This is a genomic window from Neptuniibacter halophilus, from assembly GCF_030295765.1.
Taxonomy (GTDB): Bacteria; Pseudomonadota; Gammaproteobacteria; order Pseudomonadales; family Balneatricaceae; genus Neptuniibacter; species Neptuniibacter halophilus.
The window spans coordinates 646,449-661,779 of sequence record NZ_AP027292.1 but is presented as its reverse complement, the minus strand read 5'-3'; the positions used below and the strand labels follow the sequence as shown (position 1 = coordinate 661,779).

Below are 15,331 nucleotides of genomic sequence, written 5' to 3'. Positions count from 1 at the left end.
ATGGATCTGAAAGATAAACAGGTAACTCTGCATGACATGAGCCTGCGCGACGGGATGCATGCCAAGCGTCATCAGATCTCACTGGAGCAGATGGTGGCGGTAGCAACCGGGCTGGACCGGGCGGGTATGCCGCTGATTGAAGTCACCCACGGGGATGGTCTCGGCGGATCATCCGTTAACTATGGTTTTCCGGCGCACAGCGACGAGGAATACCTCAACGCAGTGGTGCCGAAAATGAAAAACGCCAGAGTCTCCGCTCTGCTGTTGCCGGGGATTGGCACGGTCGATCATCTGAAAATGGCGCGGGATTGTGGCGTCAGCACCATCCGTGTAGCGACGCACTGCACCGAAGCGGATGTTTCTGAACAGCATATCGGTATGGCGGCAAAGATGGAGCTGGATACGGTCGGCTTCCTGATGATGGCGCACATGGCCAGCCCGGAGAAAATTCTGGAGCAGGCAAAACTGATGCAGAGCTACGGGGCTAACTGCATCTACTGCACCGACTCCGCCGGTTACATGCTGCCGGATGAGGTGAGCGAAAAGATCGCGCTGCTGCGATCGGAGCTGAATCCGGGCACCGAAATCGGTTTCCACGGCCACCACAATATGGGCATGGCGGTGGCGAACTCACTGGCGGCGATTGACGCCGGTGCCAGCCGTATCGATGGCTCGGTGGCGGGCCTTGGCGCGGGTGCCGGTAATACACCGCTGGAAGTGCTGGTGGCGGTACTGGAGCGGATGCAGGCACAACACGGCATCGACCTCTACAAAATTATGGACGTGGCTGAAGATCTGGTGGTGCCGCTGATGGATCAGCCAATCCGGGTCGACCGCGATGCTCTGACACTTGGCTATGCAGGGGTGTACAGCTCATTCCTGCTGTTCGCGAAGCGGGCGGAGGCGAAATACGGCATTCAGGCACGGGACATTCTGGTCGAGCTCGGCCGCCGCGGCACTGTGGGCGGACAGGAAGACATGATCGAAGATTTGGCGTTAACCATGGCAAAAGATAAGGGGCTGATCTGATGGGTAATCTGACACAAAAACAGATCGAACAACTGGCTGAACATTGTGAAAACGCCGAACTGCAGGCGTACGAAATTACCAAAATTACCGACGACTATCCGCAGATGACCTACGACGATGCATTCGACATCCAGTGGGAGATCCGTCGTCGCAAAGAGGTGCGCGGCAACAAAATTGTCGGCATGAAGATGGGCCTGACCTCCTGGGCGAAGATGGCGCAGATGGGAGTAGAGCACCCCTGTTACGGTTTTCTGGCCGATTACTTTGCGGTGGCCGATGGCGGTGATATCCGTCACGAGGAACTGATCCATCCGAAGATTGAAGCAGAACTGGCGTTTGTGACTAAGGCACCGCTGAAAGGGCCGGGTGTGCATATCGCCGATGTGCTGCGCGCGACTGACTTTGTGATGCCTGCGGTGGAGGTGATCGATTCCCGCTACAAGGATTTCAAATTCGATCTGAAAAGCGTAATCGCAGATAACTCCTCCTCCAGCCGTTTTATTGCCGGCAGCACCATGAAACCGGCGAGCGAACTGGATCTGAAAAATCTCGGTGTGGTGATGGAGATCAACGGTGAGGTGGTACAGGTAGGCGCCGGTGCTGCTGTGCTGGGGCATCCGGCCTCTTCAGTGGCGATGCTGGCGAACATGCTCGGTGAGCGTGGCGAAGAGATTCCGGCAGGCAGCTTCATCATGATCGGTGCAATCACCGCCGCAGTGCAGGTGAACAAAGGCGACAGCTTTGTGGTGCGCTATCAGGATCTCGGTACCGTCAGCGGCCGCTTTGTATAAGGGAGGCAGGCATGCCGATTGTTCAGGTCAACATGATGAGCGGGCGCACGGCGCAGCAGAAAGAAGCGCTGATCCGCGAGGTCACAGAGGCGGTGATGGACGCGATTGCGGCGCCCCGGGAAAACGTCACCGTGATTATCCATGAGCTTCCTGAAGAGGCGTGGGGGGTTGGTGGCCTCTCAGCCGCGAAGCAGGGGCGCTGACCCCTGCCAATAACAGATAAAAGGTAAAACACTATGCCAATTGCACAAATTCAGATGATGGAAGGACGCACCCCGGAACAGAAAGAAGCGCTGATCCGCAAAGTGACTGACGCGATCATGCTGGCGCTGGATGCGCCGGAACCCTCGGTACGGGTGCTGATTAACGAGATACCGAAACCGCATTTCGGTATTGGTGGCGTGGCCGCTGACAAACTGGGGCGCTGAATCGCGCCCGTCCATGACAGAACAGATGAGGAGATTGCCATGACTATGCGTAATCTTGATGTACGAGACTTCAGACGCGCGCTGGCGCAGTTCCCAACCGGGGTTACCGTGATCACCACGCTGGATGGTGACAGTCAGCCGGTGGGAGTGACCGCCAGCAGCTTTAATTCGGTATCCATTGATCCGCCACTGATCCTGTGGAGCATCGATAAGGGGGCATACAGCCTGGAGACTTTCCGCACCGCCGAGTTCTTTGCGGTCAACGTCCTCGGCCGTGATCAGGTGGATATTTCCAACCGCTTTGCCAGTCGCGGTGAAGATAAATTCAAGGGTGTAGAGTACAGCGCCGGGGCCGGTGGTTCACCGGTTTTGCAGGACTATGCTGCACAGTTCGAGTGTAAAACCTGGGCGGTGTATGAAGGCGGTGACCACCTGATTCTGGTGGGTGAAGTACTGGATTACCGCTATCAGGATATCCAGCATCCGCTGGTGTTTGCCCGTGGCAGCTATGCGGTGTCGGCATCGCATCCTTCCATGGTCAAGCTGGCCAACGGTGAACATTCGTCGGAGTTTATCGGGGATTACCTGCTCTACCTGTTGCGCGAAACCTACAGCCGTCACAGCGATGGCTTTTACAAAATCCTGCAGCATGAGTGTGGTGTCAGCCCGGAACAGTGGCGGGTACTGGCGGTGCTCGCCGATAACTCCGGCATGCAGGTCGCTGAACTGTCACCGCTGGTGATGCAGCCCGAAGTGGCGCTGGAAGAAACTCTGAGCTGGTTGCTGGATCAGGGTGTGGTACAACGTCTGGAAGCCGGGCAGGTGGGCCTGACGGAAGAGGGCAAACTGCTGGCAGAACGGCTGGTGAATATGGCCAAAATCCACGAAGCCAATCTGCTCCGCGCACTGCCGGATGATCAGGCCGAACTGCTGAAGAACAGCCTACGCAGTCTGTTGCAGGCAAACGGCTGAGCTTTGCATAGTCCCGCTCTCCGGGTTGCTATCACATTCAGAGAGCGGGATAAGGATGGCTGCCCGGGGCTGATTTGAAAAACATAACGGCTGTGCATATGCTTTGTATATACGTATAAAAATAAAGGCTTTGCATGGTTGTTCTGTTTTTCTTTTTGCTGGCTGGTGTGATTGCCTGCATGTTGATTGGCTGGATCGTTCTGGGCGCTTCCGTCATCGAGTTGATTAAAGCGTGGCGTGAAGAAGAGCCCGGTTCCCCCTTCTGGTAACAGATATCTCCCTACCTCAGACGCTGTTTCAGTGTCTGAACGCGAGCAGTTGGTTTTGCAGCGTTTGTGCCAGGGTATTCAGATCTGCGTTCGCAATCTTTGAACTGGCCGCTTTCTCTTCGACGTTGCGCGCCAGATCGCGAACTTTCTGCACGCTTTCGTCAACACTGAGAACGGCCTGCTGCTGCTCGTCAGTGATGATGGCGATCGATTCATTCATCGTGATCAGTGTTTGCAGCTCCTGCTGGACTATTGAAAGTGAGTTTTCTGCCTGGCTGGAAAGCTCAACACCCAGATCGACCTGCTGCCTGTTTTGATCGAGCGATGTGATTGCGTTTCGGGATTGCTGCTGAAGGGATTCAACCATCTGCTGAATCTGATTGGTGGATTCGCTGGTGCGCTTAGACAGGGTTCTGACTTCATCAGCAACCACCGCAAAGCCTCTGCCCTGATCGCCTGCTCTGGCTGCCTCGATGGCGGCATTCAACGCCAGCAGGTTGGTTTGTTCGGCAATCCCCTGAATGACATTCAATACCTGCTCAATGGAATCACTGCGGGCGATCAGGTCTTTCACGGTTGTTTCAACCTGATTGAACTGATCTGCGATCTGCCCCATCGATGTTGCGGTAGCCTGAACGTCTGTTTGTCCTTTTTCCGCGGCGTTGCGTACCTTATCGACGAAGCCGAGCCCCTCCTGCGTGGTCCGGGAAATATCTTCTGCACTGGCACCGAGCTGAGCGGCGGCAGAGGCGATCCCCTCACTTTGCAGTTGCTGTTCACTGCTCTGTGCATGGGTTTCGGTGCTCACTTTATAACTGTCATCGGCCGTGGATTTTAACTGCGAAGCCATGGCATCTACTTCGGTCAGGGTGACCCGGAGTCGGGTCAGCAGGCTTTTCGTTGCTTCTGACATTTCACGGATTTCATCTTTACCTTCAAGGTTAAGTGGTTGTGTCAGGTCGCTCTGATGATCGATCAGTAGCAACTGGCGGCGCAGGTTTTTTAATGGGGTGGTAATGGAGACAATAATCAAAAGTGCGATGACGACGGAGCAGGGGACCGTGATCACAATCAGCAGTAATGCAAAACCGGTGACCTCTTCGATTCTCAGCATGGATGCATTGCTGCCTTCCATGACTTCAAAACTGACCGACAGGGTTTTGTCGAGGGCGTTCTCAACTTCGAAATTGTCAGCACTTAAGCGGCCCTGAAACAGGGAGGTCAGCGCCAGTAACTGTGCATTCATATCCTGAACGATGATATGTGCACTACTGATCTCGGATGCCGCCATGTTATTGCGGCCCTGTTGATAGAAACGGATGGCGCTGTCCATGGTGCCACGATAGTCAGCGAGGTTATCCAGCATCGGGACGATTTGCTGAGCGGCTTCCGGATCCATGGCGAGTGAGGTCAGCAGCGCTTCCAGCTTGTCGGCTGCGACTCCTGCTTTGTTCAGCGATTCGTAGTATTGGGTAACGCTGCCGTCAAAGTACCAGAAGAGCATCTCTGAATAGGTGTTCTGCACCCGCTGTGCGCTTTTCAGCAGAGCCTGTGTCTCTGACTGAGCGGCAATCAATTCGGCTTGTTTGTTAATCCATTGGTTCTGGTCGGTAATTTTTTCGAAGTCGGTGCTGATCTGTTCGCTGACCCGATCAAATTCGTACAGCAGAAAGGTCAGTACACAGACTTTCACAGCAATTAACAGAATTGCCAGCGTCATAATCCGGGTGGTGACTTTGAAATTTCGCAGAAAAGTAGTCATGAGGTCGCCTCCTCATTCTGTAGTTCCGCTCAGCCTATAAATAAACCCGGGTGCCGGGAATATTCTGTGCATAAAGGCTAATTAGTGCATTAAGTGCATGATTCAATGGCGATCTTCAGATGTGTTTCAGCTAAGCCATTTCTAAACCGGATGACTCCGCTCTACGTAAAACTACCTAGTTAGCCTGCGTAGTTTTCTCTGCTTTTTTGCGCAGTAGTCCTCATTGGGAGCATGGCTCTGCTGTGCCAGACTTATCAGGCTGACAAAAGTCAGTGGATGTTACTCTGGTCGCTGCGAAGGGGCAGAAGTTCCATAACTGTACGGCCAAACCTTATTTGATGTTTCCCCTGAGTCCGGGCGAACAGATAGAGGACGATAATAACAATGTTCAAAATGAATTTTTCCAAGAAGCTGATCATGGCGGCTGCTACCACAGCCGTTCTGGCAACTCCCGCAATGGCTGCAGACAAGGTTTACAAGCTGAAACTGGCTGAAACCTGGCCGACTAACTTCCCTGTATTCGGCGATGCTACTAAAAACATGGCTGCGATGGCTGAGAAGATGTCTAACGGCCGTCTGCAGATCACCATCGATTCTGCCAACAAGCATAAGTCTGCGTTTGGTGTATTCGACATGGTTCGTTCCGGCCAGTACGACATGGGTCACTCCGCGTCTTACTACTGGAAAGGTAAGGTACCTAACACACTGTACTTCACCACCATGCCTTTCGGTATGACTGCACCTGAACAGTACGGCTGGTTCTACTACGGCGGTGGTCAGGAGCTGATGGATGAGGTGTACGGTAAGTTCAACCTGATGTCCTTCCCTGGCGGTAACACCGGCGTTCAGATGGGCGGCTGGTTCCAGAAAGAGATCAACTCTCTGGAAGACCTGCAGGGTCTGAAGATGCGTATCCCGGGTTTTGCGGGTGAAGTCCTGGCTAAGCTGGGTGCCAAACCTACTAACATCCCACCGGGTGAGCTGTACACTGCACTGGAACGTCGTACCATCGACGCACTGGAGTGGGTAGGTCCATCTCTTGACCTGCGTATGGGTTTCCACAAAATCGCACCTTACTACTACACCGGCTGGCATGAGCCTGCTACTGAACTGCAGTTCCTGATCAACAAGAAGAAATTCGAGAAGTTGCCAGAAGATCTGCAGGTGATCCTGAAAACTGCGATGCGTACCGCTGCGTACGATATGTACATCCAGTCCACTCACGATTCTGGTGTTAACTGGGAAAGCATGAAGAAAGAGTTCCCGAACATCCAGGTTAAATCTTTCCCTGCGGAAGTCATCACCGCAATGCGTAAAGCGAACGACGAACTGCTGGCTGAGAAAGCTGCAGCAGACCCGCTGGCTAAGCGTATTCTGGATTCTCAGGCTGAATACATGCAGAAAGCACGTGCCTGGACCGACATCGCTGATAAGGCATACCTGAACAGCCTGTCTAAGTAAGGTTTGTCGGTTTGACCCCTCGTTGGTATCCCGGATAATGTCCCGGTTCGGGGTACCAACCTCTTTAATTCTGCAGGAGCAAGCATGTTTCTAGTGAGACTGGAGCAGGTGATCAATAGCTTTTCTGACCTGATGGGCAAGATCTCTGCGTTTCTTTTTGTGGTGATGCTGTTCAACGTCTTTATCGATGTTGTTATGCGCTATGTGTTTAATGATGTCTCCATAGGGATGCAGGAGCTGGAGTGGCATCTGTATGCCGCCGTATTTATGCTGGGTGTGTCATTTACCCTGCGGGCGGGTGGTCACGTTCGCGTTGACCTGATCTACGAGCGTCTCAGTGCTAAAACAAAAGCAATGATCGATATGCTCGGCTGTCTGATTCTTCTTTTCCCGTTCTGTGCTCTGGTGGCATGGTACGGCGTTGATTTTGCGCGCGAGTCGTTTGAACTCGGCGAAACCTCAGGTGATCCGGGTGGGTTGCCTTACCGTTGGCTGATCAAATCGGTTATTCCGTTTGCTTTCTTTGCGATGCTGATCAGCGGTATCGGTATGTTTCTGAAATCTCTCAATATCTATCTGGGTAACACCCGGGAAGATCACTACCAACCTCCGCAGCACTAAGGAACCCCAGCAATGATCGGTATTATTATGTTTGGTGTGGCGCTGTTGATGCTGTTGGTCGGCTTCCCGGTTGCCTTTACGTTTGGTGGTGTGGCTCTGATTTTCGGTGTCTTTGCCGAAGGTCCGGATATCTTCGCTTTCATGCCGTTCCGTATTCAGAGCATTATGGAGAATACGGTACTGATGGCGGTGCCGCTGTTTGTTTTCATGGGGATCGTGTTGCAGAAAACCCAGTTGGCTGAGCAGTTGCTTGAGTCAATGGGCAAGCTGTTTGGCGGTGTCCGCGGTGGTCTGGCAATCTCTACCGTTCTGGTGGGTGCGTTGCTGGCGGCCTCTACCGGCGTGGTGGGTGCGTCTGTGGTAGCGATGGGCCTGATCTCGCTGCCGGTAATGCTGAAGTACAAGTACGATAAGTCTCTCGCCTGCGGCACCATCTGTGCCTCCGGTACGCTGGGGCAGATTATTCCGCCGTCGATCATCCTGATCATCCTCGGTGACGTACTGGGTATTCCGGTAGGTGACCTGTTTAAAGCCGCGGTGGGCCCGGGTCTGGTGCTGATCGGTGTGTATGTGATTTACATTCTGATCTACAGCTTTGTTAAACCTGAATCTGCACCGGCGCTGCCGCTGGATGATGATGTCGATTCCAAGCGCGAGCAGTACATTAAAGCGCTGAAAGCGATTATCCCGCCACTGGCGCTGATTCTGGTGGTACTGGGTTCGATCTTTGCCGGTATTGCAACCCCGACTGAATCCTCTGCACTGGGTGGTGTGGGCGCGCTGGCACTGGCGCTGATGTACCGTCAGTTCAGTTGGAAAATGGTGGCTGAATCCGCAACCGAAACGGTTAAGGTGACGGCGATGGTCTTCGCGATCCTGCTGGGTGCTACGGCATTCTCCATGGCATTTACCTACACCGGTGGTGACTACATCGTTGAAGAGGTGCTGTCCGATATGCCGGGTGGTGCAACAGGCTTCCTGATTCTGTCGATGCTGGCGATTATGATTCTGGGCTTCTTCATCGATTTTGTAGAGATCAGCTTCATTATCGTGCCGATTCTGGCACCGGTAGCCGATGCACTGGGTATTGCGCCGCTGTGGTTCGCGATTCTGATTGCGATGAACCTGCAGACCAGCTTCCTGACGCCGCCGTTTGGTTTCAGTCTGTTCTATCTCAAAGGGGTCGCACCGGCGTCGGTTAAAACCATGGATATCTACCGTGGCGTGGTGCCATTCATCCTGATGCAGGTGGCGGTTGTTATCTCCATTCTGCTGTTCCCGGGCTTCTACGGCCTGCTCTAAGACTCCGGGCGATGGCTGTCCTCAACCGAGGCTGGCCATCACCTGTTAATGGTTCATTCCCATTGTCCTATTGGCTTGGACTGCCCCGCTATGACGGGGCATTTTTTTATCTGTTCATATGTTACTTACCCCGGTGCTGTATTAGTATCAGGCCCGGTAGAGAGAAAAATGACAGGATAAAAATTAGGGAAAACCCATGTCTAAACACAACTACAAAAAAGTTCTGACCGGCGTTGCCTTGAGTTGCACGCTGTTCTCCGCTGCGACTCAGGCAGCCGATGATGTTTATCGCCTGAAACTGGCGGAAACCTGGGGGGCCAATACGCCGATTCTTGGGGAAACTACTCAGAAGATGGCCGCACTGGCAGACACCATGTCCAATGGCCGTCTGAAGATCACCATTGATTCCGCTAACAAGCACAAAGCGCCTTTTGGCGTATTTGATATGGTGCGTGCGGGTCAGTATGACATCGGTCACTCTGCGTCTTACTACTGGAAGGGTAAAGTGCCTAACGCACTGTACTTCACCACCATGCCGTTCGGTATGACCACGCCAGAACAGTATGGCTGGTTCTACTTTGGCGAAGGTCAGGCGCTGGCCAACGAAGTCTTTGGCAAGTACAACATGTACTCCTTCCCGGGTGGTAATACCGGTGTTCAGATGGGCGGCTGGTTCCAGAAAGAGATTAATTCTCTGGACGATGTGCAGGGCCTGAAGATCCGTATTCCGGGCTTTGCCGGCGAAATCTGGGCGCAACTGGGGGCCAAGCCAACCAACATTGCACCGGGTGATCTTTACACAGCACTGGAGCGCAAGACCGTAGATGCGGTTGAGTGGGTGGGTCCGTCACTGGATATCCGTATGGGCTTCCATAAGATTGCACCGTTCTACTACACCGGCTGGCATGAGCCTGCCAGTGAACTGCAGTTTATGGTGAACAAAAAAGCGTTTGACCGTTTGCCGGAAGATTTGCAGGCGATCCTGAAAACCGCGATGCGTACAGCGGCTTACGACATGTATATCCAGTCTTACCACGAGTCAGCGGTGAGCTGGGCGAAGATGAAGGAAGAGCACCCGGACATTCAGGTGAAAACCTTCCCGGCGGATGTGCTGGCAGCGATGCATAAAGCCAACGACGCTCTGCTGGAACAGGCCGCTAAAGATGATCCGATGGCACAGCGTATTCAGGCTTCTCAGGCTGAGTACATGGCGAAAGCCCGTGGCTGGACAAAGATTGCTGACCAGGCTTACCTGAACAGCCTCTCTGACTGATCCCTCAGCCGCCGCTGACAGTGGCGAGCATCCGGGCAGGCCCACGTTGTTTTACCCGTTGGGCCTGCTCACTATCCCTTACCAGAATCGAACCGACAAACGCCAGCGCATTGAGTGAGAGGTTGTCGATTGCCTCCTGAGTACGCGGTACCAGCAGCATCCATTCCCGGGTCAGCAACAGGTTATAAGGCTGGCTGATCTCATCGTTGATCGCCTCAATCTCCAGCGTCATCCGCAACCGGTCATAGAGGTTATGTAGCTGAACGGCAGCATCCTCAGCCGGGGTGTATTCAGGATCAAACAGTTCCGCAGGCAAAGCCAGACCTGCATGACAGAAGGGCAGGGCATCCAGTTTACGGGGCACCTGATCGTTAAACTGCTGTAGCTGGGGCTGGAAAGGAATCAACTCACAGGGCTCTGCCGGCATACGAATCAGTTGCAGATGTTTATGCGTCTGGCTGGCGCCTGCTGTCGGGCCATTATTATAGAACGCGAGGCAGTCGGCCTGTTGCATGCAGCGTTGCAGGGCCCGGAAATCATCCAGATTAAGCACACGTTGCTGCGCTTCGAAATCCTGAGTTACCAGCAAAAGATGCTGATCCAGCACGTTGAACTTATTCAGCAGCAGCTTATGCCGGGGCCCGACTGTTGAGATATAAAGCGCCTCCTCGTGAGGCAGAAACGGGTTGCCGCTGTGGTTGGCAGGCGCGGTATGCTGTTTATCTCTGAGATTCGATAACTGCCGGATCTGAAAGGTCAGGCCCTGATCGGTGATAAAGTCTGACCGGGTTTGCAGTGACTGCAGGCTTTGGCTTTGCAGAGCACGTTGCTGTACAGCGGCCGCTTTATCCCAGAGTGGAAAATCCATAGCGAGTTATCCCCAGCCTTTCGATATAATGTTGCTATTAACTATCATCGTAAATCCTCAGGAATGCCAGCGCCGATGAAACGGGTTACCGCATCGCTGAAAACCAAAATTCTGCTGCTCTCTATATTGCCGCTGGTGGCGGTCACGGTGGCGATCACCATGATCAGCCTGACGCAGGCCCGTCTGCTCTCCGAACAGGAGATCAACACCTTTGAAGAGAACCTGCTCCGCTCTAAACGGCTGGAGCTGAAGCACTACGTATCACTGGCGATGAATTCCATCGAGCATATTGTCGAGCAGGCGGAGCCCGGCGATAAAGATGCAGAGGAGCAGGTTAAACAGATCATTCACGGACTCACCTACGGAGAGGACGGCTACTTTTTTGTTTACGACCCCAAAGGCATCAACCTGGTTCATCCGGCCCAGCCCGAACTGGTCGGCCAGAATCTCTCTGGCCTGCAGGATGAAGGAGGTCAGTTTGTTGTCAGAGACCTGCTCGACATCGCCGAACAGGGGGGAGGTTTCTATCGTTACATCTGGCGTAAACCCTCCAAGGATGATTTCGAAGACAAACTCAGTTACGTGGTGCAGGTACCTAAATTCAACTGGATGATGGGCACCGGGCTGTATATCGATGACATCGCCAAAGAGGTGGCGGCTACCCGGCTCAAGGTGACCCGCAATATCCGTAACACCTTCTTTACCGTCGTCGTGATTCTGGCCTGCACCGTGATTATCATTGCGCTGGTCGGGATCGCCATCAACATGCATGCCTCGCAACTCGCCGATGAGCGCTTGCGCAAACTGGCCCATCGCTATGTTCAGTTTCAGGTGAGCCAGCGGCGTAACTTTGCCCGTGAACTGCACGATGGCATCAACCAACTGATGGTATCGGTAAAATTCCGCCTGGAGCTGGCGCAGAAAAAGCTGCAGAAGAATGATGCCAGCGCCGTGGCAGATCTGGATAAAGGCTGTGATGTCCTGAATATGGCGATTCAGGAAGTACGGCGCATCTCCCACGACCTGCGCCCCATTAAACTGGACGATCTGGGGCTTAAATCCGCCCTCTACACCATGATCAACGACTTTTCTGAACGAACCGGCATACTGACCAATATCCATCTGGACCTGCCGGAACAGCGCTTGCCGGATGATATAGAGATCACCCTCTACCGTATCACTCAGGAAGCCCTGACCAATGTGGAAAAACATGCCGAGGCGCGGCATGTGGGCTTGCGCATCTGGACCGGGGAGGGGAACATCTGGGTAGAAGTCTCCGATGATGGCAAAGGCTTCCAGACCAACAGCAGTGCAGATGGCATCGGTCTGCTCAACATGCGCGAGCGAACCGAACTGCTGAGTGGCCACTTTATTCTAAAAAGCCGCCCCGGCGGCGGCACCCGGATTCGGGCAGGCTTTTCCATACTCTGACAGGTAAAAACAGCGACCATGAGCGAGACAAAGATACGGGTATTACTGGTAGACGATCATCCTCTGGTGCTGGACGGAATCAGCGCACGCCTCGAAGGCGAAGCCACCCTCGAAGTGGTCGGCATGGCTAATGACGGCCAGCAGGCCCTCAGCCTCGCGGCAGAAGTCAGACCCGACGTGGTACTGATGGATATCTCCATGCCGGTCATGAACGGCTTTGAAGCCGCTGAAAAGTTTCGCGATGAACAACCCGATGTACGGGTGCTGATTCTGAGTATGCACGACGACCGTGAATACATCGTCCGCCTGATCCAGTGCGGCGCAGCGGGCTACGTACTGAAAGATGTCTCCTCAGCCGAACTGATCACCGCTATCGAAACCGTACACAGCGGCGGCAGCTACTTCAGCTCCGGCGCCTCTCAGGCCCTGTTCAGCCAGTTTGAGCAGGCCCGAGCCGAAGAGAAAACCACCGAACAGGAAGCCCTCACCGGCCGCGAACGTGACGTATTGCGCCTGCTGGCCGAAGGCAACAGCAACAAAGCGATAGCCCGCGAACTGGACATTTCAGTACGTACAGTCGAAACCCACCGGCAGAATATCAAGAATAAACTGGATATCCATACCGCCGCCGGACTGACCCGCTACGCACTGGAAAATAATCTGGTGGATTAACAGCGGGTTACTCCCTGTACCGGGGTAAAAAAAGTAGAATCTTATGCTTGATCAACCCACCGGGCTGCGTATAATACACCGCACTTCAGGACTATAGCTCAGTTGGTTAGAGCGCTACCTTGACATGGTAGAGGTCGGCGGTTCGAATCCGCCTAGTCCTACCAGATTCAAAAGAAACCGCCTTCATGGCGGTTTTTTTGTATCTGCAGGTGGATGAGAACCGCCCGGTTTGAGCCGAGCGCGTAGCGCGAGACCCCATCGTAGCGTGCGACGATGACCCGAAGGGTGAGTGGCGCAGCCACGAATAATCCGCCTAGTCCTACCAGATTCAAAAGAAACCGCCTTCATGGCGGTTTTTTTGTATCTGCAGGTGGATGAGAACCGCCCGGTTTGAGCCGAGCGCGTAGCGCGAGACCCCATCGGAGCGTGCGACGATGACCCGAAGGGTGAGTGGCGCAGCCACGAATAATCCGCCTAGTCCTACCAGATTCAAAAGAAACCGCCTTCATGGCGGTTTTTTTGTATCTGCAGGTGGATGAGAACCGCCCGGTTCGAGCCGAGCGCGCAGCGCGAGACCCCATCGGAGTTTACGACGATGACCCGAAGGGTGAGTGGCGCAGCCACGAATAATCCGCCTAGTCCTACCAGATTCAAAAGAAACCGCCTTCATGGCGGTTTTTTTGTATCTGTAAGGTGGATGAGAATCGCCCGCCGTATCCATAAAGAAACATATAAGTTGCTGATGTGATATAAAGCAACTAATATGTTTCTTATTCGTCAAAAGCAATTTATACGTTTCTTTATGCCTTTTTTACTGGATCAATTCAAACAGCGTCGTATTAAGCTAGGCCTGAAACAGCATGACATGATGCTGCGGGTCGGTATTTCTCGTCAGCAATACCAGCGGCTGGAGTCTAAAGGTAACCCGCGATTAGATACGTTAGAGCTAATCGCCAAGGGATTGAATAGTGAGCTTCTATTGGTACCTAAAGACAAACTTAATGCTGTTCTTGCTGTTTTAGAAGGCGATTCATCGGAAGCCAGATTACGGCAAAAAACATCATCAACAGAAAAGCCTTTATCTGAGGATCCGTGGCAGGGGCTGTTAGAGGATGATCAATGACAGATGTTAGCAGTGATGAACTCAGCGCGCTTAAGTTAACGCTTCATGGTCGATTGGTTGGTTACCTTGCGGGCTTGAAAAACGGCCGAAACGTCCTGAGTTTCTCTGACGGGTTCAGAAACGATTCTGGCCGGCCAACATTCAGTCTCATTACTCATCCCGATTTTCCCCACGCGGAAAAACTCATGTCGGAGCCCTGGGTAAGAAATCAACGATTACACCCCGTTTTATCGAATCTTCTTCCTGAGGGGGCATTGAGAGAGCTGATAGCTCAAGGTTTAAAGGTTCACGCAGATAACGAATTTCATCTTCTTTCTTATTTAGGAGAGGACTTGCCCGGAGCATTAGTTGCAACGCCAATGGAGCCTGATGACGTTCCTGAAAGTGTGTTAACGACTCATGGTCAGGCAAAAGCGATTAAGTTCGATAAGGTGACGCAGGAGAATAAGTTTTCTCTTGCCGGCGTTCAGATGAAATTTTCCATGAAGGAAAAAGAGGGCCGCTATAACTTATCGAAAGGCGGCGATCTTGGTGACTGGATCATTAAAACGCCTTCGACCCAACACAAGTTTGTCCCCCTCAATGAATATACCGCTATGTCGCTGGCCGCTTTAGCCGGTGTTGATATTCCAGAAATTAAACTTGTGGACTTGGATAAGCTGGATAACTTGCCACAGATAAATTTGCCGGATGAGAAAGTGGCATTTGCGATCAAAAGGTTTGATCGCAATGGCAATGAGCGAATTCACATGGAAGACTTTGCTCAGATTCTCGTGAAATATCCCCATGAGAAATATGACTCTGCGAACTATGAAAATATTGGTAGGGTGCTTTACGAATACTCTGGTAACGGTTTAGCTGATGCACAGCAATTTGCCCGACGATTATTAGTCAACATTTTGTTGGCAAATGGGGATGCGCATCTGAAAAACTGGAGCCTGATCTACCCAGACCAGATCGTTCCGGCCCTTTCGCCGGCTTATGACATTGTGACTACCCATGTGTACATCGAGAATGAAACAATGTTCGCGTTGAATCTGGCAAAGAATAAAGAGTGGTATGTTGCTTCAATGGCGCATTTTCAAGTGTGGGCAGACCGGTCAGGCATACCATGGCGAGCAATAAAACCTCATTTAGATGATGTGATGGACAGGGCTCGTACTCTCTGGCCATCAGCACTGACGGGTTTACCCATGGATGAGCAGCACAAGCAGGGATTGAGAGCTCATTGGGCGAAGCTTCATACTGATTTCAGCTTGTAGCAAGGCGTTCCATAAAAAAAGAGTAGGTGCCTTAGCTGTGCCGGATCACAACTAATCCTGTATCGTT

Annotated in this window: 16 protein-coding genes, 1 tRNA gene and 3 other RNA genes; 18 read left to right on the top strand and 2 right to left on the bottom strand. The window is 52.9% G+C overall.

Annotated elements, in window-relative coordinates; genetic code table 11:
• From dmpG to QUD59_RS03010, 6 genes are all read left to right on the top strand, one after another.
• The gene (gene dmpG / locus QUD59_RS03035) at positions 1 to 1,029 is read left to right on the top strand and encodes a 4-hydroxy-2-oxovalerate aldolase (RefSeq protein WP_286239501.1); all 1,029 of its coding nucleotides are present in this window, start codon (positions 1 to 3) and stop codon (positions 1,027 to 1,029) included.
• Complete coding sequence (gene dmpH / locus QUD59_RS03030) at positions 1,029 to 1,820, top strand: 2-oxo-3-hexenedioate decarboxylase (RefSeq protein ID WP_286239500.1); 792 nt, start codon at positions 1,029 to 1,031, stop codon at positions 1,818 to 1,820. Before dmpG ends, dmpH begins: the two co-directional genes overlap by 1 nt.
• A gap of 11 nt (positions 1,821 to 1,831) precedes the next feature.
• Positions 1,832 to 2,023, top strand: coding sequence for a 2-hydroxymuconate tautomerase (gene thmT, locus QUD59_RS03025; RefSeq protein WP_286239499.1), 192 nt, complete (start codon positions 1,832 to 1,834; stop codon positions 2,021 to 2,023).
• A 33-nt stretch (positions 2,024 to 2,056) separates the two neighbouring features.
• Positions 2,057 to 2,248 carry a 2-hydroxymuconate tautomerase gene (thmT, locus tag QUD59_RS03020; RefSeq protein WP_286239498.1) on the top strand — a complete coding sequence of 64 codons (192 nt, stop codon included), beginning with the start codon at positions 2,057 to 2,059 and terminating at the stop codon, positions 2,246 to 2,248.
• Between the two features lie 39 nt (positions 2,249 to 2,287).
• Positions 2,288 to 3,220, top strand: a complete 933-nt coding sequence (locus tag QUD59_RS03015) for a flavin reductase (RefSeq protein ID WP_286239497.1) — start codon at positions 2,288 to 2,290, stop codon at positions 3,218 to 3,220.
• A gap of 134 nt (positions 3,221 to 3,354) precedes the next feature.
• The gene (locus tag QUD59_RS03010; protein ID WP_286239496.1) at positions 3,355 to 3,489 is read left to right on the top strand and encodes a hypothetical protein; all 135 of its coding nucleotides are present in this window, start codon (positions 3,355 to 3,357) and stop codon (positions 3,487 to 3,489) included.
• Between the two features lie 28 nt (positions 3,490 to 3,517).
• On the opposite strand, the gene QUD59_RS03005 is transcribed toward QUD59_RS03010, so the two are convergent.
• Entirely contained in the window at positions 3,518 to 5,251 is a 1,734-nt protein-coding gene (locus QUD59_RS03005) for a methyl-accepting chemotaxis protein (RefSeq protein ID WP_286239494.1), read from the bottom strand.
• A 384-nt stretch (positions 5,252 to 5,635) separates the two neighbouring features.
• Here QUD59_RS03005 and QUD59_RS03000 point away from each other — a divergent pair, with 384 nt between their 5' ends.
• The 4 genes from QUD59_RS03000 to QUD59_RS02985 all read left to right on the top strand — a co-directional run bounded on the left by QUD59_RS03000 (position 5,636) and on the right by QUD59_RS02985 (position 9,908).
• Positions 5,636 to 6,712: a TRAP transporter substrate-binding protein gene (locus QUD59_RS03000; protein WP_286239492.1), complete on the top strand. Its 1,077-nt coding sequence runs from the start codon at positions 5,636 to 5,638 to the stop codon at positions 6,710 to 6,712.
• Positions 6,713 to 6,796: 84 nt separating this feature from the next.
• Positions 6,797 to 7,333, top strand: coding sequence for a TRAP transporter small permease subunit (locus QUD59_RS02995; RefSeq protein ID WP_286239491.1), 537 nt, complete (start codon positions 6,797 to 6,799; stop codon positions 7,331 to 7,333).
• A 12-nt stretch (positions 7,334 to 7,345) separates the two neighbouring features.
• The gene (locus tag QUD59_RS02990; protein WP_286239490.1) at positions 7,346 to 8,635 is read left to right on the top strand and encodes a TRAP transporter large permease; all 1,290 of its coding nucleotides are present in this window, start codon (positions 7,346 to 7,348) and stop codon (positions 8,633 to 8,635) included.
• Positions 8,636 to 8,831: 196 nt separating this feature from the next.
• Positions 8,832 to 9,908, top strand: a complete 1,077-nt coding sequence (locus tag QUD59_RS02985; protein WP_286239489.1) for a TRAP transporter substrate-binding protein — start codon at positions 8,832 to 8,834, stop codon at positions 9,906 to 9,908.
• Between the two features lie 4 nt (positions 9,909 to 9,912).
• Here QUD59_RS02985 and QUD59_RS02980 read toward each other — a convergent pair whose 3' ends face one another.
• Complete coding sequence (locus QUD59_RS02980) at positions 9,913 to 10,776, bottom strand: DUF4922 domain-containing protein (RefSeq protein WP_286239488.1); 864 nt, start codon at positions 10,774 to 10,776, stop codon at positions 9,913 to 9,915.
• A 75-nt stretch (positions 10,777 to 10,851) separates the two neighbouring features.
• On the opposite strand from QUD59_RS02980, the gene QUD59_RS02975 reads away from it, so the two are divergent.
• From QUD59_RS02975 to QUD59_RS02940, 8 genes are all read left to right on the top strand, one after another.
• Positions 10,852 to 12,207, top strand: a complete 1,356-nt coding sequence (locus tag QUD59_RS02975) for a cache domain-containing protein (protein WP_286239486.1) — start codon at positions 10,852 to 10,854, stop codon at positions 12,205 to 12,207.
• 18 nt (positions 12,208 to 12,225) lie between these two features.
• Positions 12,226 to 12,879, top strand: a complete 654-nt coding sequence (locus tag QUD59_RS02970; RefSeq protein WP_286239485.1) for a response regulator — start codon at positions 12,226 to 12,228, stop codon at positions 12,877 to 12,879.
• Positions 12,880 to 12,966: 87 nt separating this feature from the next.
• Positions 12,967 to 13,043 (top strand) — tRNA-Val (locus QUD59_RS02965).
• A gap of 28 nt (positions 13,044 to 13,071) precedes the next feature.
• Positions 13,072 to 13,204: non-coding RNA, RtT sRNA (locus QUD59_RS02960), on the top strand.
• Between the two features lie 28 nt (positions 13,205 to 13,232).
• Positions 13,233 to 13,365: non-coding RNA, RtT sRNA (locus tag QUD59_RS02955), on the top strand.
• A gap of 28 nt (positions 13,366 to 13,393) precedes the next feature.
• A non-coding RNA gene (locus QUD59_RS02950) (RtT sRNA) lies at positions 13,394 to 13,526 on the top strand.
• Positions 13,527 to 13,642: 116 nt separating this feature from the next.
• Entirely contained in the window at positions 13,643 to 14,002 is a 360-nt protein-coding gene (locus QUD59_RS02945) for a helix-turn-helix transcriptional regulator (RefSeq protein WP_286239484.1), read from the top strand.
• Positions 13,999 to 15,264 (top strand): type II toxin-antitoxin system HipA family toxin, encoded by a 1,266-nt coding sequence (locus QUD59_RS02940; protein WP_286239483.1) that lies wholly within the window; start codon positions 13,999 to 14,001, stop codon positions 15,262 to 15,264. The genes QUD59_RS02945 and QUD59_RS02940 overlap by 4 nt, the downstream gene beginning before the upstream one ends.
• The last annotated feature ends 67 nt before the right edge of the window (positions 15,265 to 15,331 follow it).